The organism is Gordonia marina (assembly GCF_052036135.1).
In the GTDB taxonomy this organism is placed as follows: domain Bacteria; phylum Actinomycetota; class Actinomycetes; order Mycobacteriales; family Mycobacteriaceae; genus Gordonia.
The window spans coordinates 94,305-120,175 of sequence record NZ_JBPSDN010000009.1; the positions used below are offsets into that span (position 1 = coordinate 94,305).

Annotated in this window: 18 protein-coding genes, 1 pseudogene and 1 riboswitch; of the genes and pseudogenes, 10 read left to right on the plus strand and 9 right to left on the minus strand. The window is 69.9% G+C overall.

Annotation, left to right across the window (positions count from 1 at the left end; translation table 11 throughout):
• Nucleotides 1-53 precede the first annotated feature (53 nt).
• The 4 genes from ACSEEN_RS07705 (at nucleotide 54) to thiD (ending at nucleotide 5,286) form a co-directional block, all read left to right on the plus strand.
• On the plus strand, nucleotides 54-1,688 hold the full coding sequence (locus ACSEEN_RS07705; RefSeq protein ID WP_440712834.1) for a (2,3-dihydroxybenzoyl)adenylate synthase: 1,635 nt from the start codon (nucleotides 54-56) through the stop codon (nucleotides 1,686-1,688).
• A 193-nt stretch (nucleotides 1,689-1,881) separates the two neighbouring features.
• Nucleotides 1,882-2,634 carry a siderophore-interacting protein gene (locus ACSEEN_RS07710; RefSeq protein ID WP_440712835.1) on the plus strand — a complete coding sequence of 251 codons (753 nt, stop codon included), beginning with the start codon at nucleotides 1,882-1,884 and terminating at the stop codon, nucleotides 2,632-2,634.
• 27 nt (nucleotides 2,635-2,661) lie between these two features.
• Nucleotides 2,662-2,774, plus strand: a riboswitch (TPP riboswitch).
• A complete protein-coding gene (thiC, locus tag ACSEEN_RS07715; RefSeq protein WP_440712836.1) occupies nucleotides 2,765-4,429 on the plus strand; it encodes a phosphomethylpyrimidine synthase ThiC in 1,665 nt (554 codons plus the stop codon). Its footprint overlaps the riboswitch before it by 10 nt.
• A complete protein-coding gene (gene thiD / locus ACSEEN_RS07720) occupies nucleotides 4,426-5,286 on the plus strand; it encodes a bifunctional hydroxymethylpyrimidine kinase/phosphomethylpyrimidine kinase (RefSeq protein WP_440712837.1) in 861 nt (286 codons plus the stop codon). Before thiC ends, thiD begins: the two co-directional genes overlap by 4 nt.
• Here thiD and ACSEEN_RS07725 read toward each other — a convergent pair.
• The 5 genes from ACSEEN_RS07725 to ACSEEN_RS07745 form a co-directional block, all read right to left on the minus strand.
• Entirely contained in the window at nucleotides 5,246-6,262 is a 1,017-nt protein-coding gene (locus ACSEEN_RS07725) for a helix-turn-helix domain-containing protein (RefSeq protein WP_440712838.1), read from the minus strand. The genes thiD and ACSEEN_RS07725 overlap by 41 nt on opposite strands.
• 71 nt (nucleotides 6,263-6,333) lie before the next feature.
• Complete coding sequence (locus ACSEEN_RS07730; protein WP_440712839.1) at nucleotides 6,334-7,014, minus strand: hypothetical protein; 681 nt, start codon at nucleotides 7,012-7,014, stop codon at nucleotides 6,334-6,336.
• 133 nt (nucleotides 7,015-7,147) lie between these two features.
• Complete coding sequence (gad, locus tag ACSEEN_RS07735; RefSeq protein ID WP_247865346.1) at nucleotides 7,148-8,524, minus strand: glutamate decarboxylase; 1,377 nt, start codon at nucleotides 8,522-8,524, stop codon at nucleotides 7,148-7,150.
• Between the two features lie 84 nt (nucleotides 8,525-8,608).
• The gene (locus ACSEEN_RS07740; protein ID WP_298446503.1) at nucleotides 8,609-10,489 is read right to left on the minus strand and encodes a YhgE/Pip domain-containing protein; all 1,881 of its coding nucleotides are present in this window, start codon (nucleotides 10,487-10,489) and stop codon (nucleotides 8,609-8,611) included.
• A 2-nt stretch (nucleotides 10,490-10,491) separates the two neighbouring features.
• The gene (locus tag ACSEEN_RS07745) at nucleotides 10,492-11,196 is read right to left on the minus strand and encodes an ATP-binding cassette domain-containing protein (RefSeq protein WP_247868112.1); all 705 of its coding nucleotides are present in this window, start codon (nucleotides 11,194-11,196) and stop codon (nucleotides 10,492-10,494) included.
• Between the two features lie 588 nt (nucleotides 11,197-11,784).
• Here ACSEEN_RS07745 and ACSEEN_RS07750 point away from each other — a divergent pair.
• On the plus strand, nucleotides 11,785-12,336 hold the full coding sequence (locus tag ACSEEN_RS07750; protein WP_247865347.1) for a hypothetical protein: 552 nt from the start codon (nucleotides 11,785-11,787) through the stop codon (nucleotides 12,334-12,336).
• Nucleotides 12,337-12,808: 472 nt separating this feature from the next.
• On the opposite strand, the gene fgd is transcribed toward ACSEEN_RS07750, so the two are convergent.
• The 3 genes from fgd to ACSEEN_RS07765 form a co-directional block, all read right to left on the minus strand.
• Nucleotides 12,809-13,870, minus strand: a complete 1,062-nt coding sequence (gene fgd, locus ACSEEN_RS07755) for a glucose-6-phosphate dehydrogenase (coenzyme-F420) (RefSeq protein WP_247865349.1) — start codon at nucleotides 13,868-13,870, stop codon at nucleotides 12,809-12,811.
• 183 nt (nucleotides 13,871-14,053) lie between these two features.
• Nucleotides 14,054-15,256, minus strand: a complete 1,203-nt coding sequence (locus ACSEEN_RS07760) for an acyl-CoA dehydrogenase family protein (RefSeq protein ID WP_247865350.1) — start codon at nucleotides 15,254-15,256, stop codon at nucleotides 14,054-14,056.
• A gap of 27 nt (nucleotides 15,257-15,283) precedes the next feature.
• On the minus strand, nucleotides 15,284-17,191 hold the full coding sequence (locus ACSEEN_RS07765) for a potassium transporter Kup (protein ID WP_440712840.1): 1,908 nt from the start codon (nucleotides 17,189-17,191) through the stop codon (nucleotides 15,284-15,286).
• A 178-nt stretch (nucleotides 17,192-17,369) separates the two neighbouring features.
• On the opposite strand from ACSEEN_RS07765, the gene ACSEEN_RS07770 reads away from it, so the two are divergent.
• From ACSEEN_RS07770 to ACSEEN_RS07790, 5 genes and pseudogenes are all read left to right on the plus strand, one after another.
• Nucleotides 17,370-21,257: a Pls/PosA family non-ribosomal peptide synthetase gene (locus ACSEEN_RS07770; RefSeq protein WP_440712841.1), complete on the plus strand. Its 3,888-nt coding sequence runs from the start codon at nucleotides 17,370-17,372 to the stop codon at nucleotides 21,255-21,257.
• A gap of 304 nt (nucleotides 21,258-21,561) precedes the next feature.
• Complete coding sequence (locus ACSEEN_RS07775) at nucleotides 21,562-22,917, plus strand: M1 family metallopeptidase (protein ID WP_247865353.1); 1,356 nt, start codon at nucleotides 21,562-21,564, stop codon at nucleotides 22,915-22,917.
• A 189-nt stretch (nucleotides 22,918-23,106) separates the two neighbouring features.
• Nucleotides 23,107-23,553 carry a MerR family transcriptional regulator gene (locus ACSEEN_RS07780; protein ID WP_247865354.1) on the plus strand — a complete coding sequence of 149 codons (447 nt, stop codon included), beginning with the start codon at nucleotides 23,107-23,109 and terminating at the stop codon, nucleotides 23,551-23,553.
• 24 nt (nucleotides 23,554-23,577) lie between these two features.
• Nucleotides 23,578-24,615, plus strand: a pseudogene (locus ACSEEN_RS07785) (aldo/keto reductase).
• 26 nt (nucleotides 24,616-24,641) lie between these two features.
• Nucleotides 24,642-25,031 carry a PPOX class F420-dependent oxidoreductase gene (locus tag ACSEEN_RS07790; protein ID WP_371308336.1) on the plus strand — a complete coding sequence of 130 codons (390 nt, stop codon included), beginning with the start codon at nucleotides 24,642-24,644 and terminating at the stop codon, nucleotides 25,029-25,031.
• A 22-nt stretch (nucleotides 25,032-25,053) separates the two neighbouring features.
• Here ACSEEN_RS07790 and ACSEEN_RS07795 read toward each other — a convergent pair whose 3' ends face one another.
• The gene (locus ACSEEN_RS07795) at nucleotides 25,054-25,665 is read right to left on the minus strand and encodes a hypothetical protein (RefSeq protein ID WP_371308335.1); all 612 of its coding nucleotides are present in this window, start codon (nucleotides 25,663-25,665) and stop codon (nucleotides 25,054-25,056) included.
• Nucleotides 25,666-25,871: the final 206 nt, after the last annotated feature.

Sequence of the window (25,871 nt, forward strand, 5' to 3'; positions counted from 1 at the left end):
TATACGATAGCTAAGGCTTCCCTAAACTCCCATTCCTGGAGGTGGTGACTTCGATGACCCCGGACCCCGCGGCGGCCTCACTCACGGACGGATACCTGCCGCCGGACCCGGTGCGTCAGGCCGCCTACCGCGAGGCCGGACTGATGTCGGGCGCGCCCCTCTGGGCGCCCGCCGCGGCGTCCGCCGAGCGCACTCCGGACGCCCCGGCCGTCACCGATGCGGCGACCGGAACCACGCTGACCTACGGCGAGCTGTGGCGGGCGAGCGCGCGGCGCGCGGCCGGCTTCGCGGCGCTGGGCATCGAACCCGGCGACCGGGTGGTGGTGCAGCTGGGCAACTCGGCCGCCTTCGTGGTCACCGTGCTCGCTCTGCTCCGCGCCGGCGCCGCCCCGGTCCTGACCCTTCCGGCCCACCGGATCAACGAGATCGCGCACCTCGCGGCGGGGTCCGGCGCCGTCGCCTATGTCACCGAGGACGACCGCCGCGGCTACGACTACCGCGACCTCGCCGCCGAACTCCGCCGCCGGGTGCCCGGCGTCGCGCAGGTCCTGATCGACGGCGACTCCGGCGCCTTCGCTCCGCTCCCGGACGACGACCCCGCGCGCTGCCGGGACCACCGCGCCGACCCCGATCACCCCGCGCTGTTCCAGGTCTCCGGCGGTACCACCGGCCTGCCGAAGCTGATCGCGCGATCGCACAACGACTACGCCTACACCGCGCGCCGCTCGGCCGAGATCGCCGGCCTCACCGCCGCCGACGTCTACCTCGCCGCGCTGCCGGTGGCCCACAACTTCCCGATGGTCAGCCCCGGCCTGCTCGGTGCGCTCGACGTCGGCGCGCACACCGTGATGACCGGCAACCCCAGCCCGGACAGCGCTTTCGCGCTGATCGAGCGCTACCGCGTCACGGTGACCTCGCTGGTCCCGGCGCTCGCCCAGCTGTGGTGCGCCGCCACCGAGTGGGAGCCCGCCGACCTGTCGTCGCTGCGCCTGTTGCAGGTCGGCGGCGCCCGCCTCGCCGAATCCGATGCGATCGCCCTCGACGCCGCCCTGGGCGATGTGGTCCAGCAGGTCTTCGGCATGGCCGAGGGCTTCATCTGCTACACGCGACTCGACGATCCGCGCGAGCTGGTGCACGTGAGCCAGGGCGCGCCGATGTCGTCGTTCGACGAGGTGCGGATCGTCGACGACGACGGCCACGACGTCGCCGACGGTGAGGACGGCGAGCTGCTGGTGCGCGGGCCGACCGCACTGCGCGGCTACTACCGGGCCCCCGAACACAACGCCCGCAGCTTCACCCCGGACGGCTTCTACCGGTCCGGCGACCGCGTCCGCCGGCTGCCGTCCGGCCACCTCGCGGTGACCGGCCGGATCAAGGACACCATCATCCGCGCCGGGGAGAACGTCGCCGCCGACGACATCGAGGAGCACCTCCTCGCGCATCCGTCGGTGTGGCAGACCGCGGTCGTCGGCGTGCCCGACGACGCCCTCGGCGAGCGGATCTGCGCGGTGGTCGTGCCGTCCGGGCCGTCGTCGCGGCTGGACCTGCCCGCCGTGCGGGCGTTCCTCGCCGACCGCGGTCTGGCCGCTTTCAAGCTGCCCGACCGCCTGGAGTTCGCCACCGGCCTGCCGGTGACCGCGGTGGGCAAGGTCGACAAGGCCGCCGTCCGCGCCCGCCTCGGCGCCTGACCGCCGCCACCCCCGAGCCAGTCGGCATCGTCTCCGCGGCACCGGTCGAGACCCGAGTCACCGGCGACCGCCGCGCCCGTCCACGACCGCCGCGAATCCCGGTCGACGCCGGACCGCGGGCCGGGCGGCGGACCCCGGACAACTAGTTAGCGTAGGCTTACCTTTCAGTAGTGACGACACGGAGGGAGCCGACATGGCGACGCAGACCAAGACACCCGGCCGCGGCTGGCAGGGCGCGGTGATGAAGCTGATGGGCGCGGACGACTTCGAGATCATCGTCACGCGCACCGAGACCGTCACCGACCACTACCTCCGACTGGGCTTCACCGGCGGCGGACTGCTGGCCAAGATGCCCAAGCACCCGACCATGTGGATCCGTCTCTGGTTCGAGGATCACGGCGCGCTGCACCAGCGCGGCTACACCCTGGTCGATCCCGACCCGGACACCGACACCTTCGACATCGAATTCGCCATCCACGACGGCACCGCCGCGCGCTGGGCGCGCGGCGCCCAGCCCGGCGACACCCTCCAGGTGACGGTGATGGGCAGCGACTTCTCCCTCGACCCGGAACCCGCCGGCTGGCTGATCGCCGGCGACACCGCGTCGCTCCCGGCGATCAACTCGCTGCTCGACGCCCGCGACGCCGCCGGGTCGAGCGCCCCGGCGACCATCTGGTTCGAATACCAGCACGACGACGACCGCGACCTCGACGTCCACGTGAGCGAACACGACACGCTCACCTGGATCCGCCGGGAGAACGACGGCGCCGCGCTGGTCGACGCCGTCCGCGCGGCGGCGTTCGACGCATCCGGCCACCGCGGCTGGGTGGCGCTGGACAGCAAGAGCACCCGGGCGGTCACCGGAATCCTCCGCAACGACTTCCAGCTCGGCCGCAAGGGCGTGAAGTCCATGGCGTACTGGAAAGCCGGGAAGTCGTTCGCGTAGTCTCGGCAGTGCGCCGATACGCGCGCACACATCACACACGGGGGCTCTCGCGAACCGAGGGCTGAGAGGGCGACGGGCGGTCGCCGACCGCACGAACCTGTCCGGGTAATGCCGGCGTAGGGAGTCTGCCTTGAGCACCGCTGTCTCTGCATCCACCGTCACCCGCGGCCCCATCGAGGGCAGCACCAAGCAGTACCAGACCGTCGGCCACCTGCGCGTTCCGTCGCGCCGGGTGCACCTCACCAACGGCGACCACCTCGACCTGTACGACACCTCGGGCCCGTACACCGACGACGCCGCCGAGATCGATCTCGAGGCGGGTCTGGAGCCGGCCCGCGCGCAGTGGCACCGGCCCGGGCCCGTCCCCACCGAGCGCGGCCACACCGCGTCGACCCAGCTGGCCTGGGCGCGCGCGGGCATCGTCACCGACGAGATGGCCTTCATCGCCGCCCGCGAGGGCTGCGACCCCGAGCTGGTCCGCCGCGAGGTCGCGGAGGGCCGCGCGGTGATCCCGGCCAACCACCGGCACCCGGAGTCCGAGCCGATGATCATCGGCAAGGCCTTCGCGGTGAAGGTCAACGCGAACATCGGCAACTCGGCCGTCACCTCCTCCATCGCCGAGGAGGTGGAGAAGATGGTCTGGGCCACTCGCTGGGGCGCCGACACCATCATGGATCTGAGCACCGGCAAGGACATCCACGTCACCCGCGAGTGGATCATGCGGAACTCCCCGGTTCCGGTCGGCACCGTGCCGATGTACCAGGCGCTGGAGAAGGTCAAGGGCGATCCCGCCGCGCTGACCTGGGAGATCTACCGCGACACCGTCATCGAGCAGGCCGAGCAGGGCGTCGACTACATGACCGTGCACGCCGGGGTGCTGCTGCGTTACGTGCCGCTCACCGCGCGCCGGGTCACCGGGATCGTCTCCCGCGGCGGCTCGATCATGGCCGCGTGGTGCCTCGCCCACCACACCGAGAGCTTCCTGTACACGCACTTCGACGAGCTCTGCGAGATCTTCGCCCGCTACGACATCACCTTCTCCCTGGGCGACGGCCTGCGCCCCGGATCGATCGCCGACGCGAACGACGAGGCGCAGTTCGCCGAACTCCGGACCCTGGGCGAGCTAACGAAGATCGCCAAGAGCCACGGCGTGCAGGTGATGATCGAGGGCCCCGGCCACGTCCCGATGCACAAGATCGTCGAGAACGTCCGGCTCGAGGAGGAGCTCTGCGAGGAGGCGCCCTTCTACACGCTCGGCCCGCTCGCCACCGACATCGCGCCCGCCTACGACCACATCACCTCGGCGATCGGCGCCGCGATGATCGCGCAGGCCGGCACCGCCATGCTCTGCTACGTCACCCCGAAGGAGCACCTCGGGCTGCCCGACCGCGACGACGTCAAGGTCGGCGTGATCACCTACAAGATCGCCGCGCACTCCGCCGACCTGGCCAAGGGCCACCCCCGGGCGCAGGAGCGCGACGACGCCCTGTCCAAGGCGCGCTTCGAGTTCCGCTGGACCGACCAGTTCAACCTGGCGCTCGACCCGGACACCGCCCGCGAGTACCACGACGAGACGCTGCCCGCCGAGACCGCGAAGACGGCGCACTTCTGCTCGATGTGCGGCCCCAAGTTCTGCTCCATGCGGATCTCCGCCGATGTGCGCACATACGCGGAGGAGAACGGTCTGGTCACGCAGGAGGACATCGACCGCCGGATCGCCGCGGACATGGCCGCCAAGTCCGACGAGTTCCGCCGTTCCGGCAGCGAGATCTATCTGCCGGTGGAGGCGGTGTGACACCGGCGCCGCTCCCGCTGCCGCCGCCGGGCACGACACCGGTGCGCGTGCTGACCGTCGCCGGTTCGGACTCCGGCGGCGGCGCCGGAATCGAAGCCGACCTGCGCACCTTCGCGCTCGCCGGTGTGCACGGCTGCGTCGCGCTCACCGCGGTCACCGTGCAGAATTCGCTCGGGGTCACCGGGGTGCAGGAGGTCGTGCCGGAGATCGTCGCCGCGCAGATCGCGTCGGTCACCGCCGACATCGGCGTCGGTGCGGTCAAGACCGGGATGCTGGCGTCGTCGCCGATCATCGCGGCGGTCGCCGAGGCCTTCGACACCGCGGGCATCGGCGGGGCCGGACCGATCCCGCTGGTCGTGGACCCGGTCTGCGCCTCGATGCACGGCGACCCGCTGCTCGCCGACGACGCCCGCGCCACCCTCGTCGAACTGCTCTTTCCGCGCGCCACGCTGGTCACCCCGAATCTCGACGAGGCGCGGATTCTGACCGGCATCGACGTGGTCGACGACGCCTCCCAGCAGGCGGCGGCCCGGGAACTGCACCGGCTCGGCGCACGCTGGGCGCTGGTCAAGGGCGGTCATCTGCGGGGCAGCGACCGCAGCCCGGACCTGCTGTTCGACGGCGCGCGGTTCTCACTCCTGGACGCCCCCCGCGTGCCGACCGCCCACGACCACGGTGCCGGCGACACCCTCGCCGCGGCGACCGCGGCGGCGCTCGCCCATGGACGGAACGTCCCCGAGGCCGTCGCGTTCGGGAAGGACTGGGTGACGCAATGCCTGCGCGCCGCCTATCCGCTCGGCGCCGGGCACGGACCGGTCAGTCCGCTGGGCCGATTGTGGGCAGCGCCTCCCCGTTGAGCACCCGCACCCGCGCCTCCGTCGGACCGTAGCCCAGCCCGGCCCGGAACCGGCTGCGGAAGGCGGCCTCCGAGGCGAACCCACTCTGCCGGGCGAGCGCGCTGACCGACATCCGCGGTTGCGTTTCGAGGAGATCGACCGCGGCCTGCAACCGACGATCGGCGATGCGGGCGGCCAGCGACTGCTCGGTGGCCTCAAAGTAGCGATACACCTGCCGCCGGGACAGATGCAGCGCATCGGCGATCACGTCGACCCCGAAGTCCGGGTCGGAATAGTAGCGCTCGATCAGGTCCGCGACGGCCTCGCGGACGAACGCCGGGTCGGTGAGCTTGATGTCCCGCCCCGGCGACTCACTGAGTACCGAGATCACCAGGCCGAGCACGGCCTGCTCGGTCTCCGCCGATGGCTCCGCGATGACCCCGGTCGCGACCGACACGGCGAAACCGGCCAGGAACGCGGCCGTCGACCGGGCGAGCAGACTACTGGCGATATACGGCTGCTCCACCCGCTTGAGGACCCGCCGGCGCGTACCGAGAAGACGCCGCGGAATCAGGACGCCAGCCGCCGCCACGGGCCCGAACGCCGGCCCGAGATACTCGTCCGTATTGCTGGTGATGAGCAGTTCGCCGCGCCGGTAACGCAGCGGGTGGCCACTCCCCTCCAACTCAACGTCGCCAGGCTCGACGAGCGTCGCGACCATGAGGTCATCGTCTCGTTGACGGCCGCCGGCCTTCTTCCTGGTCAGCGTGTCCGGACTGCGCAGCGAGGCGAATGCCGACGTCAGAATACTCAATCGCCTCGTATGGACGATGACCTCGTATTTGGCAGAGACCGACGACGGCTGCGTGCTGGGCTCGATGCCCAGCAGCGCGATCGCTTCCTCCCCGGAGAGGTGGATATCCGGAGCTCCCACCTCGGTGCCCGCGATCGCGCGCAAACGTCGCCGCCATGCCGCGATGACGCGATCAGGAATCACCCGGCCAGGATCGCCGCGAACCCCATCGACAGCAACTCGATCTCGTCGTCTGTCGGCCCGCTTTCCCGACATCACTTCCGGTTCCAGCGCCAGCCCGGCAGGGAGATCGCGGACGAGACGAGGAAGCAGAGGCCACCGATGAAGGTGCCCCAGTTGGCGAGCGCCGCGTCGAGCGTGCCGCCGGTGTTGTCGACGAAGGCGCCGGCCGCCGCGACACCGAAGGCGATGCAGCCCCACAGGTTAACGTGCCCGGACCAGAAGTCCGGCAGGCGCGGCGACCAGAACGGATGCCCGGCGCGCCACAGGGCGAGCAGCACGAAGCCGCCGCTCAGGAGGAAGGCGACCGACCCGCCGGCGTCCGGGTTCCAGACCAGGTGCTGCTCGCCCTTCACGGTGTGCGCCATCAGCGCGGACGTCGTACTGACGTTGAACAACAGGGTGCCGAAGAACTGCGTCGAGGCCGCGAGCCACTCGGACCGGAACATCTGGCCCGGCTCATAGGACACCTTGACCATCATCGGACCGCTGAGCACCAGCTGAATCAGCGCACCGGCGGTGAAGAACCACGCACCGATGAAGTAGCTGAGGTTGGCCGCGTTCGCGCCGTTGCTCCCGAAGGCCGACTGGAACCCGGGTGCCGCGCCGAGCGCGAACAGCGCGGCGCCGATCATGAACAGCCAGCACTGCTTGGCCAGCGTCGGCGTCAGAATCCGGTTACCCACCCGCGATTCGTGCTGCTGAACATCCGACATGTCAGAAGGTCCTTCCCGTCACCCCCGAGGCACCGCCACCCCGGTCTGCCGTCTCTCCGCGCCCGCGGGCGTCACACCGACCACCGAAAGGGAGGGCGACGCGAACGCGTCACCCTCCCCCTCGACCGATGGGTCAGTGGTGGAAGCCGCCCTGGTGCTCCTCGTGCGGCATCGGGCCGTCGAGCTGCTCCAGGAACTTCACCTCGGTCTCGATGTCCGCCAGCAGCTTGGTCGCCAGATCACGGCTCAGGCCGTTGCGGACGACGATGCGCTGCAGCGTCACGTCGGCCAGGTCGTCGGCGAGCGGGTAGGCCGGCACCTGCCAGCCCTTCATCCGGAGACGATCCTGCAGGTCGTACAGGGTCCAGTTCGGGCTGGCGTCCTTCTTCAGGCGCCAGGCGAACACCGGGATGGTGTCACCGCGGGTCACCAGCTCGAACGGGCCCATGGCCTCGATCGCGGACGACAGGTACTGCGCGACGTCGAGCGAGTTCTGCTGGACGGCGCGGTAGCCTTCCTTGCCCAGACGCAGGAACTGGTAGTACTGCAGCAGCACCTGCGCGCCCGGGCGCGAGAAGTTGAGCGCCAGCGTGGGCATGTCGCCACCGAGGTAGGCGCAGTGGAACACCATGCTGTCGGGCAGGCGCTCATTGTTCCGCCAGGCGATCCAGCCGACACCCGGGTACACCAGGCCGAACTTATGGCCCGAGGTGCTGATCGAGACCACGCGGTCGACGCGGAAGTCCCACTCGATCTCCGGCTGGCAGAACGGGGCGATCATCGCGCCCGACGCACCGTCGACGTGGATCTTCACGTCGAAGCCGGTGTCCTTCTGAATCTGGTCGAGCTTGGCGGCGATCTCCTTCACCGGCTCGTACGCACCGGTGTAGGTCTGACCCATGATGGCGACCACGCCGATGGTGTTCTCGTCGACGTACTTCTCCAGGTCGTGCCCATCGAGGTACAGGTGATCCTCGGTGACCGGCACCCAGTGCGGCTCCACCTCGAAGTAGTTGCAGAACTTCTCCCAGCACACCTGGACCGCGGTCGAGAGCACGATGTTCGGCTTCTCGATCGACTTGCCCGCGGCCTTGCGGGCCTCCTGCCAGTGGCGCTTCAGCGCGAGGCCGCCGAGCATGCAGGCCTCCGACGAACCGATGGTCGAGGTGCCGATGGTGTCGGTCGGATCCGGGACGTGCCACAGGTTGGCGAGCATCCGCCAGCAGCGATCCTCGATGGCCGCCGTCGCCGGGTACTCGTCCTTGTCGATCATGTTCTTGTCGACGGTCTGCATGTACAGGAGCTTGGCTTCCTTGTCCATGTAGGTCGTGACGAAGGTCGCCAGGTTCAGGCGGGCGTTGCCGTCGAGCATCGCCTGGTCGTGCACCAGCTGGTACGCGGCCTCGGCGGGCAGCATCCCGTCGGCGATCTCGTTGCGCGGCAGAGTCGTCGCCAGTCCGCCCTGTGCGAACACCGGGACGTCGATGCGATCGTTGTCCAGATCAGTCATTACTTCTCCATTTTCGGGTGATGGGTATTGCCTGCAGTCGGGCGCCTGATCGGCGCGGGGCGGACGGATGGAGGAGCCGGGAGATCACACTTCCACCGGCGGATAGAGACGTTCCATGTTGTATTGGCGGTTACGATGTGCGGCCCAGGTCGAGATCGCCAGGAAGACCAGCGTGAGACCGAGTAGCACCCCGACGGAGATCCACAGGTGCGTCGAGTTTCCGCCGGAGATCAGAATGCGCAGACCGTTCACCGTGTACGTCATCGGATCGAACGGATGCATCCATTGGAATGGTTTCGCCGTCGTCTGCACCGGATAGATTCCGCCTGCCGAGGTCAGCATGAGCATCAACAATGCCAGGGTGACGACGCGGCCGACCGAGGATCCGAAGACCGCGTTGAGCATCTGGATCAGGGCCATGAACACCGCCACCATCAGCACCATGAAGAAGAACGTGGCCCACGGCGACAGCGGACGCAGCCCGACCGCGAACACGGTGACCACGTACAGGATCGCCGCCTGTACCGCACCGACCGCCAGGGTCGGCGCGAACGATGCGAGCACGACCCGGAACGAGTTCAGCCCGTGCGCGATCGGCCGCGCCTGCAGCGGGGTGAACAGCATCCACGCGATGATGCTGCCGACGAAGAGCGCCAGCCCGAAGAAGAACGGCGCGAAGCCGGTGCCGAAGGTGGCCGCCCGGTTCTCGTAGCGCTCCTTGAGCTGCACCGGATTCCCCAGCACCTGCGCGAGCTGTTCCTGCTGCTTCTTGGACCAGTGCGGAATCGCATCCGCGCCCTGTTTCAGCCCGGCGGCCAATTGGTCGGCGCCCGTGCTGAGCTGCCCGAGACCGGAGGCCAGTTGATCGGTGCCGTCGCTGAGCTGCGTCACCGCCGAACGCACCTGCTCGATGTCGTTCACCAGATTGCCCGACTCGATCAGCGCCAGCAGTTTCCGCAGCGGACTCGACGGATTGTTCAGCTGCGCGGCCAGCAGCGCCGAATCCGATTTGAGTTCGGTGAGGTCGTTCTGCGCGTTCGGGCCCAGTCCCTCCGAATAGAGGACGTTCTTGACCGGTTCCAGCGCGGGCGCGAGGGCGCGCACATTCGGATCCGGGCTGTTCTTCAGCTGGCCGCTGAGCGCGACCACGGCGTCGTACGCCTGCGACTGCGCGGTGGACGCCTGGCCGAGCCGCTTGTCGATGGTGTCGGCGGTGCGGCCGAGGCGGTCGGCCTTGGCCTTCAGTTCGGCGGCGCTCGGCCCGGTGCTCTGTTGTTCCTGCGCCGCGGCCAGCAGCGGGTCGGTGGCGGACATGACGCCACCGGCCAGTTCCTGCACGCCCGCGTTCAGCTCGTCGGCGCCGCCCTTGGCCTGCTTCAGGCCGGTTGCGAGTTCACCGGCGCCGTCGGCGGCCTCGGTGATCTTGCCCAGCATCGGCCCGGCCTGCTGGAAGACGATGCCGAAGGTCTGCGCGCCGACCTGCGCACCCACCTGGTTCACCACCTGCGCCGCCGCGTCCTGACCGATCACCGTGGACAGGTAGTTGTTGGCGTCGTTGTAGGTGAAGATCAGGTCGGCCGATTTGGCGTTGCCACTCATCGGCGAGGCCAGCGACTCGCTGAAGTTCGCGGGCAGGGTGATGCTGAAGTAGTACTTGCCCTCGTAGAGGCCGTTGGTGGCCTCGTCCTCGGAGACGATGTGCAGGTCGAGCTGTTTGGAGGCGACGAGGCCGTCGATCACCTGCTTTCCGGCGTCCAGCCGCTGACCGTTCACCTCGGCACCCTTGTCCAGATTCACGACGGCCACCGGCATCCGGTTGACCTCGTTGAACGGGTTCCAGAACGCCCACAGGTACAGCGCGCCGTACATCAGCGGCATCACCATGATGACCAGCAACGCAAGCCGCGGCATGCGGCCGCGGTAATAGCGCTTGAAATCGCTGCCCGGGGAGAAGGCGGCAAGCATCTTCACTGGACTCGGTCCCCTTGTTCAAGACGCACGAATTCGTTGTCGGTCAGGTTGTGCACCCGGATCACGTCGGTGACCCCGGGAATCGGCTGCACGCCGTTCACATCGGCGGTGATGACGGTCTGCTCACGGCCCAGATCGGCGAGTCGTTCCAGGAAGAGCCCGGAACTGGCGACCCGGTTGAGGTTGTCGATGCCGCCGACCACCAGCAGCGGCGGCTTCTCGGTGTTGGCCATCGCCACCCGGAACAGCGCGGCGGTCAGCTCGGGCAGTTCCTCGACGTAGGCATCGAGCGACGGCAGCGTGAGCGGCCCGAAGACCGGACGGCACAACCGTTCCAGGTCGTCTTCCTTGGCGACGCCCACGAACTTGTACCAGGGCGCACCCCAGCGCAGTTGCTCGGTGACGACGTCCCGGACCCGGATGGTCTGACCGATGCCGTCGACCTCGTCGATGAAGCCGAGCGCGGCATCGTCGAACAGCTTCTGCGCCCTGTTGGTTCGGCCGAACGCGGTGAGCGAGCCGGAGGTCGGTTTCATCCGGCCGGCGAGGGTGAGCAGCAACGCGGTGCGACCGCGGCCGCCGGAGCCGACCAGCACGGTGACTCCGCCGCGCCGCACCGTCAGGTCGACGGGGCCGTAGACGTGCCCCCACGACGCATCGACGCCGATCCCGTCCGCGACCAGAATCACGTCACGGGGCATTCCGTGGGGAGCGGTTCCGGCGTGGTAGTCCGCCTCGACGGCGAGTACCTCGGTCGGCGACTCCGGCTCACCGGCGGGACCGAACTTCCCGGTGGGATCGATCGACATCAGACGTCGTCACCTCGGCTTTCTCCTGGGCACCTCCGATCGGCACCTCGTGGCGATTGTCTCCCATTCCAGCTACGCATGGAATTGATTGGGGTTAGAACATCGTCACGATTGCAGCGAGCCGTCCCCGCGCCGACGGAGATGTCGCGTCGCGGGCCCGGATCGTTCCATGAATCAGACGTTATCGGTCGCAGGCGACTCTCACCGATTCGACCCACCACCGCCGACCGGTCCGTCATTCATGCCTCCGAGCAGTGGTTTTGTGGATTTCGCCGGGCGGAACGCGCCACCGGGCGGTACCGTCACGCCGAAACCTTGGCACATATACGACGTCGTCTGGCACAAAATGCGCGTTCGGCCGGATCGTCCACCGGGCTCCGGCGCCACGATGAGCGGATTGACCTCGACGGCCGCCCCGGTAACCTGAATTCCCGACAGCGATCCCGGCGTTCCCGGCCGGTCGCGTGAGGAGCAAATCAGTTGAGCACGCCGCAGCCGCCCGATCAGCCGATCGAAGGTCAGCCCACCGAGGGTCAGCCACCGGCTGCGCCGTCCACCCAGCCTCCCGCGTACCCGCCCTACACCGACCAGACCGTCGGCTATGCGTCCGCGCCGCCCGCCGGGTATCCGGACGACCAGGCCACCGCCGTCGTCGCACTGACCCGGCGCGCCGACGCCGCCACCCGGCGCTGGCAGCTCATCGCGGCGCTCGCCGTCGCCGCCGCCGTCCTGGTGGTCCTCGGCTTCTTCCTGTTCGGCCAGCAGGGGCGCGGCGCCAAGGCGGCCCCGGTGACCACCACCGTCACCGAGACCTCGGAGACCGAGGGCGTCCCGGTGACCCGCACCGACACCAAGACCGCGACACAGACCGAGCGCGAGACCGCCACCGCGACCCACACCGAGCGCGAGACGCAGGTCCGCACCGAGACCGAGACGGTCACGAGGCGGGTCACGGTGACCAGTCAGGTCCAAGTCCCCGGCCCCACGGTGACCTGCACCGTCACCGACGGCGGCAGCCCCGTCTGTCAGTAGCCCCGTCGGCTGAGCAGCGGCAGACGCCCCACCCGGGGCGTCTGCCCCACGACGGCTGAGCAGGGCGAGGCGCTCGTCCAAGCCACCGCCCCGGACTGGTGCTTGGCGGGTCCTGAGCTCGCGTGGCGGAGCCTGCGACGACACGCGGTCGAAGGGTCGACACGATCTCGCCCCCGCGGGGCTCGACCGGCTCAGCCGGCTAGCGGCAGACGCAACCGACCGAACACCACCAACCGGCCCACTGTTAGCCGGCTGAGCAGCGCCGAGCCCCACAGGGGCGAGGCGCTTGTCGAAGCAACCACCCAGCCAGGTACTTGGCTTCGACACGATCTCGCCCCTGCGGGGCTCGACCGGCTCAGCCGGCTGGTGGCGGGCTCGACGGGCTCAGCCGGCTGGTAGCGGGCTCGACGGGCTCAGCCGGCTGGTAGCGGGCTCAGCCGCTGGCTGGGGCGTGGACCGGTGCGCGTGTCGGTCAGTCCGTGACGACGGCCAGTTCTCGCAGGCCGGGCACCACCTCGGCGGTGAACGCCTCCAGGAAGCGGCGCTGATCGGCCCCCGGATTGTGGAACACCAGGTGGTTGAGACCGGCGTCGATGTACGGCTTGATCTGCGCGATGGCGTCGTCGGGCGTGGAGGCGACGATCCAGCGCTTGGCGACCTGCTCGATCGGCAGCTGGTCGGCGAGGCGTTCCATCTCCACCGAGGAGTTGACCGAGTGCTTCTGTTCCGGGGTCAGTGAAAGCGGCGCCCAGAATCGGGTGTTCTCCAGCGCCCGCTCCGGATCGGGGTCGTAGGAGATCTTGATCTCGATCATCCGGTCGATGTCGGCGAAGTTCCGCTCGGCCTTCGCCGCGCCCTCCCGCACCGCCGGGATCAGCTTCTCGGTGTAGAGATCCATCCCCTTGCCCGAGGTGCAGATGAATCCGTCCCCGGCGCGACCGGCGTAGCGCGCCACCACCGGGCCACCGGCGGCGATGTACACCGGGATCGGTTCGGTGGGCACGTCGTACATGTAGGCGCCCTGCGTGCGGTAGTACTCGCCGTCGAAATCAACAGCGCTGCGGCCATTCGGCCCGCTCGCTTCGCTCCCGGCGCCGGTGGTCCACAGTTCCCGCATCAGCCGCACGGCTTCGCGCAGGCGGGCGAACCGCTCCTTGAATTCGGGCCAGTCGCCGGTGAAGCCGGTGGCGTACTCGTTGAGCGCCTCGCCGGTGCCGACGCCCAGCATCACGCGTCCGGGGTACAGGCAGCCGAGGGTCGCGAAGGCCTGCGCGATCACCGCCGGGTTGTAGCGGAAGGTCGGCGTGAGCACCGAGGTGCCGAGCTGGACGCGCTCGGTGCGCTCACCGACCGCGGTGAGCCAGGCGAGGGAGAACGGGGCGTGGCCGCCGTCGTGCCGCCAGGGCTGGAAGTGGTCGCTCACGGTCACCGAGTCGAGGCCGAATTCCTCGGCGGCCACGCCGACCTCCACCAGCTCGCGCGGAGCGAACTGCTCCGCCGAGGCCTTGAGTCCGAGTTTGAGTTGCGCTGTCATCGGGTGTGCTCCTTCGGTATGGGGGTCGTCCCTTCGACACGCCTCCTTCGTCGGCGGCTCAGGGATCGTCGTGACGCGCCTGCGTCTAGGCGGATCAGGGATCGTCGTGACGCTCCTGCGTCGTCGGCGGCTCGGGGATCGGCGACACGGAATCGGGTGGCTCGAGGATCGTCGAACAGCCCGTCAGCGGAAGGCGTCCTGGCCGGTGAGGGCCTTGGCGATCATCAGCTGATGCATCTCGCTGGTGCCCTCGTAGGTGAGCACCGATTCCAGGTTGTTGGCGTGCCGGATCACCGGGTATTCGAGGGTGATCCCGTTGGCGCCCAGGATGGTCCGGCACTTCCGGGCGATCGCGATGGCCTCACGCACGTTGTTGAGCTTGCCGAGACTGACCTGTTCCGGCGCGATCGGGGTACCGCCGTCGTGCCCGGCGTCCTTGATCCGGCCGAGCTGGATCGCCAGCAGGTACGCCTTGCCGAGTTCCACCGACATGTCGGCGATCTTCGCCTGCGTCAGCTGGTACCCGGACAGCGGTTTCTCGAAGACCTCGCGGGTGGCGGCGTAGTCGATCGCCGTCTCCAGGCAGTCGCGGGCGGCGCCGACCGCGCCGAAGACGATGCCGAAGCGCGCCTCGTTCAGGCAGCTGAGCGGACCGCGCAGGCCGCGGGCCTCGGGCAGCAGCGCCGAGGCGGGGAGCCGGACGTCGTCGAGCGCGATCTCCCCGGTCACCGAGGCCCGCAACGACATCTTGTGCTTGATCTCCGGGGCGCTGAATCCGGGGGTGTCGGTGGGGATGACGAAACCGCGGATCCCGCGTGAACCGGCCTCCTCCTCGGTGCGCGCCCAGACCACCGCGACGTCGGCGACCGGCGCGTTGGTGATCCACATCTTGGAGCCGTTCAGAATCCAGTCGTCGCCGTCGCGCCGGGCGTGCGTGCGCATGCCCGCCGGGTTGGAGCCGAAGTCCGGCTCGGTGAGCCCGAAGCAGCCGAGCGCCTCGCCCGCGGCCATCCGCGGCAGCCACTCCTGCTTCTGCTCCTCGCTGCCCCAGCGGTGGATCGCGAACATCGACAGCGACCCCTGCACGGAGACGAAGCTGCGCAAACCACTGTCGACGGCCTCGGCTTCCAGACAGGCCAGGCCGTACGCGGTGGCCGACGTCCCGGCGCAGCCGTAGCCCTCCAGGTGCATGCCGAACAGGCCGAGTTCACCGAGTTCGACGGCCAGCTCGCGCACCGGGAGGGCACCGTCCTCGAACCACTGCGCCACGTGCGGGCGCAGCCGCTTGGCGCCGAAATCGGCGACCGTCTTGGCGATGGCGCGCTCGTCGTCGTCGAGCAGTCGGTCGATGCCGAAGAGTTGTTCGGTGGTCTTGAGCTCACTCATGGCACCACCATACGACTCGCCCGGCGGCTAGACCGGAATCCGGGAACCCAGCACGACCACCCGTTCACGGGGCAGCCGGAAGTGGTCGCTCACATCCGATTTCACGTGCGAGGTGGCGATGAACAGCCGCTTGCGCCAGCCCGCCATGCCCGGCTCGGTGCTGTATTCCAGTTCCGCGGTGGACAGGAAGTAGGTGACGTCGTCGGTGTCGATCGGTCCCGTCTGCTCCGGCCCGAGGAGTGCGAGGGCGGCGGGCACGTCCGGCGGCTCGGCGTAGCCGAAGCGGATCTGCGCACCCCGGATCCCCCGGGCCTCGGTGCCCAGTTCCCGCATCCGGATGCGGTCGGCCTCGGCGATCCGCGGCACGGTGGCCACCTCGACGGTGGCGATCAGCACGCGGGAGTGCCGGACCCGGTTGTGGGCGACGTTCGCCCGGAACGCCAGCGGCGCCGAATCGAGGTCGCGGTTGAGGAAGACGGCGGTGCCGTCGACGACGGCGATCTCCCTACCGCGGCACAGCTTGTCGAGGAAGCCGGTGAGCGACCCCTCCATCTCGCTGCGGCGGTCGGCGACCAGCCGGCGGCCGCGGTCCCAGGTGGTCATGATGACGAACACCGTCACGGCGATCACCACCGGCAGCCACGCGCCATGCAGCACCTTGGTGCAGTTGGCCGCGAAGAACAGCACGTCGACGGTGAGCAGCGGGATCGCGGCGGGCAGCAACAGCCACCACGACAGTCTCCACCGGTGCCGGGCGACGACGAAGAACAGCAGCGTGGTGATCGCGATGGTGCCGGTGACCGCCATTCCGTAGGCGTAGGCCAGCGCCGCCGACCGCCGGAACGCGAAGATCAGGGTGATCACCGAGACCATCAGCAGCCAGTTGAGCCACGGCACGTAGATCTGGCCGTAGGTGCGGTCGGAGGTGTGCACCACCCGCAGCCGCGGCATGTAGCCGAGTTGCGCGGCCTGCGCGGCGACCGAGAAGGCCCCGGAGATCACCGCCTGCGCGGCGATCACGGTGGCGAAGGTGGTCAGCACCACCAGCGGGATACGCGCCCAGTCGGGGCTGAGCAGGAAGAAGGGCGCCGAGGCATCGCGCGGGTCGTGCAGGATCAGCGCGCCCTGGCCGAGATAGCACAGCGTCAGCGCCGGGGCGACGAACACCGCCCACGACATCGAGATCGACGGCCGGCCGAAGTGCCCCATGTCGGCGTAGAGCGCCTCCGCGCCGGTCACCGCCAGCACCACCGCGGCGAGCGCGAAGAACGCCACTCCCGGATGACCGGCGGCGAAACCGATCGCGTACGACGGCGACAGCGCGGCGACGATCCCCGGTTCCACCAGGATCCCGCGGACACCGAGCACCGCGATCGCGGCGAACCAGACCGCCATCACCGGGCCGAACACCGCCCCCACCCGGCCGCTGCCGAATCGCTGCACCAGGAACAGCACGAACACGATCAGCGCGGTCAGCGGCACCACCAGTTCCCGCAGCCCGGGATCCACCACCTTGACGCCCTCGACCGCCGACAGCACCGAGATCGCCGGGGTGATCATGCTGTCGCCGAGGAACAGCGCCGCCCCGAGGACGCCGAGCGCCACCAGCACGGCCATCACACGCGGCCGGATACCGCTCGACCAGCGGCGCAGCAGCGTCATCAGCGCCAGGATGCCGCCCTCGCCGTCGTTGTCGGCCCGCATCGCCAGCAGCACGTAGGTGACCGTGACGATGACCATCACCGACCAGAAGATCAGCGAGACCACGCCCTCGACGTTCTCCCGGGACGGGGCGATCGGGTGGGGATCGCGCGGGTCGAACAGCGTCTGGAGCGTGTAGATGGGACTGGTTCCCAGATCGCCGAACACCACGCCCAATGCGCCGATCATCAGACCCGCGCGCAGCGGATGAACCGCCGCCGACTCCGTCGTCATCCCTGCAATGTACGCCCGGATCGTGCCCCCTCGACGGGGCCGAAGGTCCGGACTTCGCACCGCCGCACACCACCGGAGATGCGCACCGTTCAGCCCTGCGCAACCCAGGCGTCATCAACCATCGACGCGCACCCGGGGGACCGCACGAAACCCGACATGCTCGTGCACAATCAACGCTGTGCCGATACCCGTGGAGTTTCTGCGCGCCGGGCAGGCGACGCCGCCGCGCACGCTCGTCGACGTCCTGCTCGCGACCGCCCTCGCGCATCCCGATGCGCCCGCGATCGACGACGGAGAGCAGATCCTCACCTACTCCGAGCTGATCGCGGTGATCCGCCGCGTCGCCGGCCGCCTCGGCGAGTCCGGCGTCGGCCGCGGCGACCGTGTCGGGATCCGGATGCCGTCCGGGCACCGCGATCTGTACATCGCCATCCTGGCCACCCTCTGGGCGGGCGCCGCGTACGTCCCGGTCGACGCCGACGACCCCGATGAGCGCGCCGATCTGGTCTTCGGCGAGGCCGAGATCGACGCTCTGCTCGACGCCGACGGCCTGCATGCGCGCGGCGGCCGGCATCGCGCGTCCGGTGACGCCGCCGAACTCGCGTCGTCGCCGGTCACCGTCGACGACGACGCCTGGATCATCTTCACCTCCGGGTCCACCGGTACCCCGAAGGGCGTCGCGGTGACCCATCGCAACGCCGCGGCCTTCGTCGACGCCGAAGCCGCGCTGTTCCTGCAGGATGCGCCGCTCGGCCCGGGCGACCGGGTACTCGCCGGACTGTCCGTCGCCTTCGATGCGTCGTGCGAGGAGATGTGGCTGGCCTGGCGCAACGGCGCCTGCCTGGTGCCCGCGCCGCGGGCCCTGGTGCGCAGCGGCATGGACCTGGGACCGTGGCTGGTGATGCGCGACGTCAACGTCGTCTCCACCGTCCCGACGCTGGCGGCGTTGTGGCCGGCCGAAGCGCTCGAAGCGGTCCGGCTGCTGATCTTCGGCGGCGAGGCCTGCCCGCCGGAACTGGCCGACCGGCTGGCCACCGGCGACCGCGAGGTCTGGAACACCTACGGCCCCACCGAGGCGACCGTCGTCGCCTCCGCCGCGCAGCTCCGCGCCGGCGAACCGGTGCGGATCGGCCTGCCGCTGATCGGCTGGGACCTGGTGGTGGTCGACGCCCAGGGCGAGCCCGTCGAGGTCGGCGAGACCGGCGAGCTGGTGATCGGCGGCGTCGGCCTGGCCCGCTATCTGGACCCGGCCAAGGATGCCGAGAAGTACGCGCCGCTGCCGTCGCTCGGCTGGGAGCGCGCCTACCGGTCCGGTGACGTGGTCCGGCTAGACCCGGCCGGGCTGCTGTTCGTGGGCCGCGCCGACGACCAGGTGAAGATCGGCGGGCGCCGCATCGAGCTCGGCGAGATCGACAACGCGCTGCAGAACCTGCCCGGCGTGAGCGGCGGCGCGTGCGCGGTGCGCAAGAACGCCGCGGGCACGTCGTTGCTGGTCGGCTACCTGGCGTCGACCGACTCCGCGTTCGACCTCACCGCCGCCCAGATGCGGCTGCGCGAAGAACTCCCCGCCGCCATGGTTCCGCGGCTGGTCCTGCTCGACGAACTCCCCACCCGCACCTCCGGCAAGGTGGACCGCGACGCGCTGCCGTGGCCGGTGCCCGGTGCGGGCGGCGCCGACTCGGCCGCGGCCGAAGACCTCACCCCCACGCAGGCCTGGCTCGCCGAACAGTGGACCGCGATCCTCGGCACCGAGGTGACCAGCGCCGACGCCGACTTCTTCACCGAGGGCGGCGGCTCGCTATCCGCAGCCCAGCTGGTCAGCGCGCTGCGTAGCCGCCACCCCGAGGTGACCGTCGCCGACCTGTACGACCACCCGCGGCTCGGTTCTCTCGCCGAACTCCTCGACTCGCTGGCACCGTCGGAGGCGATCGCCGAACGGGACGTCGTGCCGATGCCGGCATCGACCGGACTGGCGCAGGCCCTCGCCGCGATCCCGCTGGCCACCCTCACCGGCTTCGCCTGGATGACCTGGCTCGGCGTCGCCAACAACGCCGGCCGCGCCGTCGCCGATGCGCTCGGCTATCGCGCGAGCTGGCTGGTGCACGTCGACTGGTGGGTGCTGCTGGTCGCGTTCCTGATCTTCGTCACGCCGTTCGGCCGCCTGCTGATCGCCGCGGGCGGGGCCCGGCTGCTGCTGCGCGGTGTGACTCCGGGCGACCACCCGCGGGGCGGCAGCGTCCACGTCCGGCTGTGGACCGCCGAGCGGCTGATGGTGGCCAGCGGCGCGCACAACATGTCCGGCGCGCCGTGGATCCCGACGCTCGCACGCGCCCTGGGTGCCCGGATCGGCCGCGGCGTCGACCTGCATTCGCTGCCACCGGTCACCGGACTGCTCCGCGTCGGCGACGGCGCGGCGATCGAGCCGGAAGTGGATCTGTCCGGCTGGTGGCTCGACGGCGACGTCCTCCACCTGGGCACCGTCGAGGTCAAGCCGGGCGCGACCGTCGGCTCCCGGTCCACGCTGCTGCCCGGCAGCGTCGTCGGGCGGGATGCGATCGTCGACCCCGGGTCCACGGTGATCGGCAAGGTCAAGGCCCGGCAGCGCTGGGGCGGCTCGCCCGCGGGCAAACTCGGCAAGGCCCGCAAGTCGTGGCCGGCGCAGCGCCCGGCGTCGCGGCGGCACTGGGTCCCGATCTACGCGGGCAGTGCGCTGCTGATCGCCGGGATCCCGCTGGTCTCGCTGGCCGCCGGACTGGTCGTCACCTTCTGCTGGGCGCTGTCGGCCGACTCGCTCGGCGCGGCGCTGTTACGGGCCCTCTCGCTGAGCCCGCTCGGGGTGCTCGCGGCGCTGGCGGTGTTCGCACTGCTCACGCTGATCGTCGTGCGCCTGGCATCGCTCGGGCTGAAGCCGGGGTCGTATCCGGTGCGCAGCCGCGTGGGCTGGCAGGTGTGGCTCACCGAGCGGGTGATGGATTCGGCGCGCACCTATCTGTTCCCGCTGTACGCCAGCCTGCTGACCCCGGTGTGGTTCCGGGCGCTGGGCGCGCGGATCGGCAAGGGCACCGAGATCTCCACCGCGCTGGTGGTCCCCAAGTTCACCGTGGTCGGCGACGACTCGTTCCTCGCCGACGACACCCTGATGGCGTCGTACGAACTCGGCGGCGGCTGGATGCGGATCGGCGAGGCACGGGTCGGCAAGCGGGCGTTCCTCGGTAATTCCGGGATGGTCGCCCCCGACCGCAAGGTGCCCAAGGGCGGTCTGGTCGCGGTGCTGTCGGCCGCGCCGGAGAAGGCGAAGTCCGGGTCGAGCTGGCTGGGCAGCCCGCCGCAGCGGCTGCGCCGCACGGCCGGGGAGGCCGACACCTCGCGCACCTTCGCACCGCCGCTGCGGCTGAAGGTGGCGCGCTCGGTGGTGGAGACGCTGCGCCTGATCGCGGTGTGGGTGTCGTTCCTGATCGGGGTCGGGGTGCTGGCCGCGCTGCAGGCGGTGGCGTCGTCGTCGAACGCGGCGGTGGCCACCGTGGTGAGCGGGCTGATCCTGCTGGTCGCGGGCGGGGTAGCCGGCGTCGTCGCGGCCTGCGCGAAGTGGCTGGTGATCGGCCGGGTCCGGGCCGGTGAGCACCCGCTGTGGAGTTCGTTCATCTGGCGCAACGAGCTGTCGGACGCGTTCGTCGAGACCGTGGCCGCGCCGTGGTTCGCCAACGCCGCCGCGGGCACGCCGGTGATCAACCTGTGGCTGCGCGCACTCGGCGCGAAGATCGGCCGCGGCGTGTGGTGCGAGTCGTACTGGCTGCCCGAGGCCGATCTGGTGGAGGTCGGCGACGGCGCCAACGTGCAGCGCGGCTGCGTGGTGCAGACGCATCTGTTCCACGACCGGGTGATGGCCATCGACTCGGTGCGCCTGGAAGCCGGGTCCACGCTCGGCCCGCACTGCGTGGCGCTGCCCGCCTCGCAGCTCGGCGCGGCGTCCACCGTGGGCCCCGGCTCACTGGTGATGCGCGGCGACCACGTGCCCGCGCACACCCGCTGGCAGGGCAACCCGATCGCCCCCTGGCCGCACGACTGACCTCCACGCCGATCCCGGCACAGGTCGTTCCGGCCGTCCGGCACCCGTGGACCGCGGAGTCCGACCGAGCACCCCTCCCCGCAACGCCGGCCCGGCGAGCAATCGCCCGGCTGACCGCAGGCGTGACGTCGCTGCGCCGGTCCGCCGCGGCCGTTCGGCGACCGACTGGCGAGTCCAGCGACGTTCACCGCGAATGCCGGATTGCTACGCCACGCCTGCGGTCAGCGCCATCGGCAAGCGGCCCGTCACGACCCCCGGTAGGGTGAGCACCGACTTACTTCCCGGCGAACAGAGATGAGGACAGGTGCCGAACAAGAGGCTCAAGGGCTTCTCGCACACCCCCACCCTCAGCGGCACCTCTCACGAGCTCGATCCGTATCTGCCGAACAACGGGAATCTGGGGTACCGCGTCTCCCGGTACGACCTCACGCTCGACTATCGCGTCGCTCCCAACCGGCTGCGCGGCACCGCGACGGTCACGGCGACGTCGTACCAGCAGCTCAGCCGGTTCACCCTCGATCTGGCCGGCGGCATGCGCGTCGAGCGGGTGACGGTGAACGGCAAGCAGTCGCGGTACAGCCATCGCGGCGGGAAACTGGCGATCACCCCCGCCGCGGCGATTCCGCCGGGCGGTGCGCTGACCGTGGTCGTGCGCTACGCCGGCACCCCGCGTCCGCTGCGCTCGCCGTGGGGCGAGGTCGGCTGGGAGGAACTGGAGAACGGCGCGCTGACCGCCAACCAGCCCAACGGCGCGCCGACGTGGTTCCCGTGCGACGACCATCCCGAGGCCAAGGCACCCTTCCAGATCACACTGACCACCGACAGTCCGTACTACGCGCTCGCCAACGGTGTCCTGATCTCCAAGAAGCGGGCGGCGGCGCAGACCACCTGGGTGTACGAGCAGGTGGAGCCGATGGCGACCTACCTCGCCACCCTCCAGATCGGCGAGTACGAGCACCGGCAGCTGGCCGGCGCCCCGGTGCCGGTCTACGCGCTCGCACCGCGGCGGCTGACCCGGCAGTTCGACGCGAGCTTCCGCAACCAGGTCGCCATGATGGACGTGTTCAGCGAGTTGTTCGGGCCGTACCCGTTTCCGCTGTACACGGCGGTCGTGGTCGACGAGGATCTGGACATTCCGCTCGAGGCGCAGAGCTTTTCGACGTTCGGGGCCAATCATTGCGACGGATCGTTGACGCATGAGCGGCTGATCGCGCACGAGCTGGCGCACCAGTGGTTCGGCAATTCGGTGACCCTCGGACGCTGGCGCGACATCTGGCTCAACGAGGGCTTCGCCTGCTACGCCGAGTGGCTGTGGAGCCAGCGCAGCGGCGGCAAGTCGGCCGACGAATGGGCGCGCTACTACTACGCCAAGCTCGCCGCGAACCCGGTCAAAGTGCCGCTCGCCGATCCCGGCCCCAAGCTGATGTTCGACGACTGGGTGTACAAGCGCGGCGCCATCACCCTGCACGCCCTCCGGCTGCGGCTCGGCGACAGCGCGTTCTTCCAGCTGCTGCGCCGCTGGACCGACAAGTACCGCTACCGCGCGGTGATCACCGAGGACTTCATCGCCCTGGCCGGCACCTACATCGGGGAGTCACTGAACGACTTCTGGCGCGACTGGCTGTTCGTCCCCGAACTCCCGCCCTTCCCCGAACCCTGACCTACCGAGCGGAACGCAAGCCGGTCGAGCGAAGCCATGATGGTCGAGCGGAGTCGAGACCACACTCTCCGCCCGAGCGTACTGACCCCTATAGGAGCGGCCGACCTCCTATTGCGGTCGGCGGCCCCTATACGGGTCAGTACGATCCCGCCTTGCGCTGGAGTGCACTCCAGGTCCTAGCGTGGCAGCATGCCCCACGACGACACCGGCCTCACCATCTCCGACGTCTCCGCGCGCACCGGCCTCTCCCGCGACACCCTGCGCTGGTACGAGTCCGAAGGCCTGATCCCCGCCGTCCCGCGCACCTCCGCCGGAGTGCGGCGCTACGACGACGCCACCGTCGCGATGATCGACCTTCTGGTCCGGCTGCGCCGCACCGGAATGCCGGTCGCCCAGATGCGCGACTTCGTGACGATGGTCGGTCAGGGATCCCGCACCCACGGCCGCCGGATGCGGCTGCTCGCCGACCACCGGGAGGAGATCGAGTCCCGGATCCGCGAGCTGATCGGGGATCTCGAGGCCGTCGACGCCAAGATCGCCCACTACTCGCGGCTGATCGACGCCGGCCTGGACTGCGCCGAGCGACCGATCACCGACCCCGACGAACTCACCGAGCAGCGTCGCACCGACGACTGACCGATACCGACAGGAGCAACCGATATGCACACCACCGAACTGGGCGACGGCCTGGTCACCTCCGCGCTGGGCTTCGGCGCGATGGCCGTCACGCACGTCTACGGCGGGACCGACGGCGACACCGCACTCGCCGTCCTGAACGCCGCGGTCGACGCCGGGATCACGCTGATCGACACCGCCGACGTCTACGGCGAACCTCTCCCCGGCACCGATGGTCCGGCGGGCACCAACGAGCGGCTGGTCGCCCGGCTTCTCGCGGACCGCCGCGACGAGGTGGTGCTCGCCACCAAGTTCGGGATCACCGGACGCAGCGCCGCCGACGGCCGGCCGGGCCTCGGTGCCGGGAAGCGGACGCGCGGCGACGCCGAGTACGTCCGGGCCGCCTGCGATGCGTCGCTGCGACGACTGAAGACCTAGGTCATCGACCTCTGGTACATGCATCGCCGGGATCCCGACGTCCCGATCGAGGAGACCGTCGGCGCGATGGCCGAGATGGTGGCCGCGGGCAAGGTCCGCCATCTGGGACTGTCCGAGGTGACCGCGGACGAACTGCGCGCCGCGTGCGCCGTCGCCCCGATCGCCGCGGTGCAGAGCGAGTGGAGTCTGTGGTCGCGCGACGTGGAGCGGCGGGTCGTGCCGGCGTGCGCCGAACTCGGCGTCGGCTTCGTCCCCTACTCCCCGCTGGGCCGGGGCTTTCTCACCGGAACCCTGACTCGCGAGCAGATCGCGTCCGACTTCCGCGGCGCCACCGCCCGCACCGGCGACAACTGGGACGCGAATCAGCGCGTGGTCGAGGTGGTGTCCGGAGTCGCGCGCCGCGTCGGCGCCACCAACGCACAAGTGGCCCTGGCCTGGCTGTACGCCGCCGGGCGTCGCGCCGGGCTGCCGGTGGTCCCCATCCCCGGCACCCGCTCGGTGTCCCGCGTCGCCGAGAACGCGGCCGCCGTCGACCTGGTGCTCGACGACGAAGCGGTCGCCGCGCTCGACGAGGTCGCCGGACTGGTCGTCGGCGGGCGCAACATCGTCGCCGACCCGGCCTGGATCTCCGCGGGCCGTGAATGACTCTCCACCCTCGGAAGGCGAGGCCCGTGTCCGTGATCCCCGATTCCCACCGCGATCTGCTGGAACGCCCCCTCTACGCCAACCTCGCGACCATCCGGCCCGACGGCACGCCGCAGGTGAACCCCATGTGGTTCTCCTGGGACGGCGAGCTCGTCTACTTCACCAACACCACCGTCCGGCAGAAGTACAAGAACGTGACCGCCCACCCCGAGGTCGCGTTCTCCGTGAACGATCCCGACCAGCCCTACCGCTACCTCGAAGTGCGCGGCGTCCTCGAGCGCATCGACCCCGATTCGGACGGCACGTTCTTCGGTGCCCTCGCCGAGCGGTACGGCTTCGCGATGGACGGCCCGCCCGGCGACGTGGCGCACCGTGTGGTGTACGCGGTCCGGCCGACCGGGACCAGTCACCAGTAGGCGAAGGCCGCGGACACACCTATCATCCGAAGTTCTGCGGACAGAGATATTTGCCCGCTGCCACGGTCGCCGAACTCGTGGCTCCAACCTGCTCCGCCGTCTTGTTCTTACCCGCCTGATAGGTGCTCCGATAGTTCGCGGCGACCGACGGATCCGAACTCACGAAGTGCCCGATCTCGGCATCGGTGGCCACACAGGCAGGAAAGGAGTAGGAAAGCAACCACAGATAGGGCTCGTTGACCAATTCACCGGATTCGGCGTCCGCCCGCGAAGCCTCGACAATCATCGGGCACATGTACTCGACGGCCTTCACCGTTCCGCCCTCCGGAATCTCACTCCACAGCTTCGCGGTCCCCGCATCGAGCTCGTCCATTTCTGGGTCACCGCTGCTGCCGGACGGAGCCGGGCGGGAGGTCATCCCCTGCTCGCCACGAAGCGCTGCATTCACTTCGCTGTAGGACAAGTGCGGATCGGGCAACAGACAACCATCCTTCGACCGCATCGGCTGACTCTGGTGTTCGCCGCCACCGTGCCCGCTACCGTCTCCGGAGCCAGACGGCCCGCACGCGGCCAAGCCGATCGCCGCTGCCGCCAGCGCCGCCGCCCCCAGAGTCCTCGTCACAATCGATCTCACGTGCGCCTCCTCCGTCGTTCCCACCGCGTCGGGCACGGCGTTCCAGAACGCACACGCTACTGACGTCATCCCCCGAAACCACTGCTGGGAAGCCGAGATTCATCGGTCTGGGCGACCGGCCGGCGCCCCGCGAACGGGCATATCGCCGACTCTCTCCGGCTGACCGGAGAGAAGCCCCCGGCGGCGCTACCGCCGAGTAGTCTCGT

Bases quoted from the DNA above. Each gene is read 5' to 3' on its own strand.
- ACSEEN_RS07705 (WP_440712834.1), top strand. From the start codon at position 54: ATGACCCCGGACCCCGCGGCGGCCTCACTCACGGACGGATACCTGCCG.
- ACSEEN_RS07710 (WP_440712835.1), top strand. From the start codon at position 1,882: ATGGCGACGCAGACCAAGACACCCGGCCGCGGCTGGCAGGGCGCGGTG.
- ACSEEN_RS07730 (WP_440712839.1), bottom strand. From the start codon at position 7,014: ATGTCGGATGTTCAGCAGCACGAATCGCGGGTGGGTAACCGGATTCTG.
- gad (WP_247865346.1), bottom strand. From the start codon at position 8,524: ATGACTGATCTGGACAACGATCGCATCGACGTCCCGGTGTTCGCACAG.
- ACSEEN_RS07740 (WP_298446503.1), bottom strand. From the start codon at position 10,489: ATGCTTGCCGCCTTCTCCCCGGGCAGCGATTTCAAGCGCTATTACCGC.
- ACSEEN_RS07745 (WP_247868112.1), bottom strand. From the start codon at position 11,196: ATGCCCCGTGACGTGATTCTGGTCGCGGACGGGATCGGCGTCGATGCG.
- fgd (WP_247865349.1), bottom strand. From the start codon at position 13,870: ATGACAGCGCAACTCAAACTCGGACTCAAGGCCTCGGCGGAGCAGTTC.
- ACSEEN_RS07760 (WP_247865350.1), bottom strand. From the start codon at position 15,256: ATGAGTGAGCTCAAGACCACCGAACAACTCTTCGGCATCGACCGACTG.
- ACSEEN_RS07765 (WP_440712840.1), bottom strand. From the start codon at position 17,191: ATGACGACGGAGTCGGCGGCGGTTCATCCGCTGCGCGCGGGTCTGATG.
- ACSEEN_RS07780 (WP_247865354.1), top strand. From the start codon at position 23,107: ATGCCCCACGACGACACCGGCCTCACCATCTCCGACGTCTCCGCGCGC.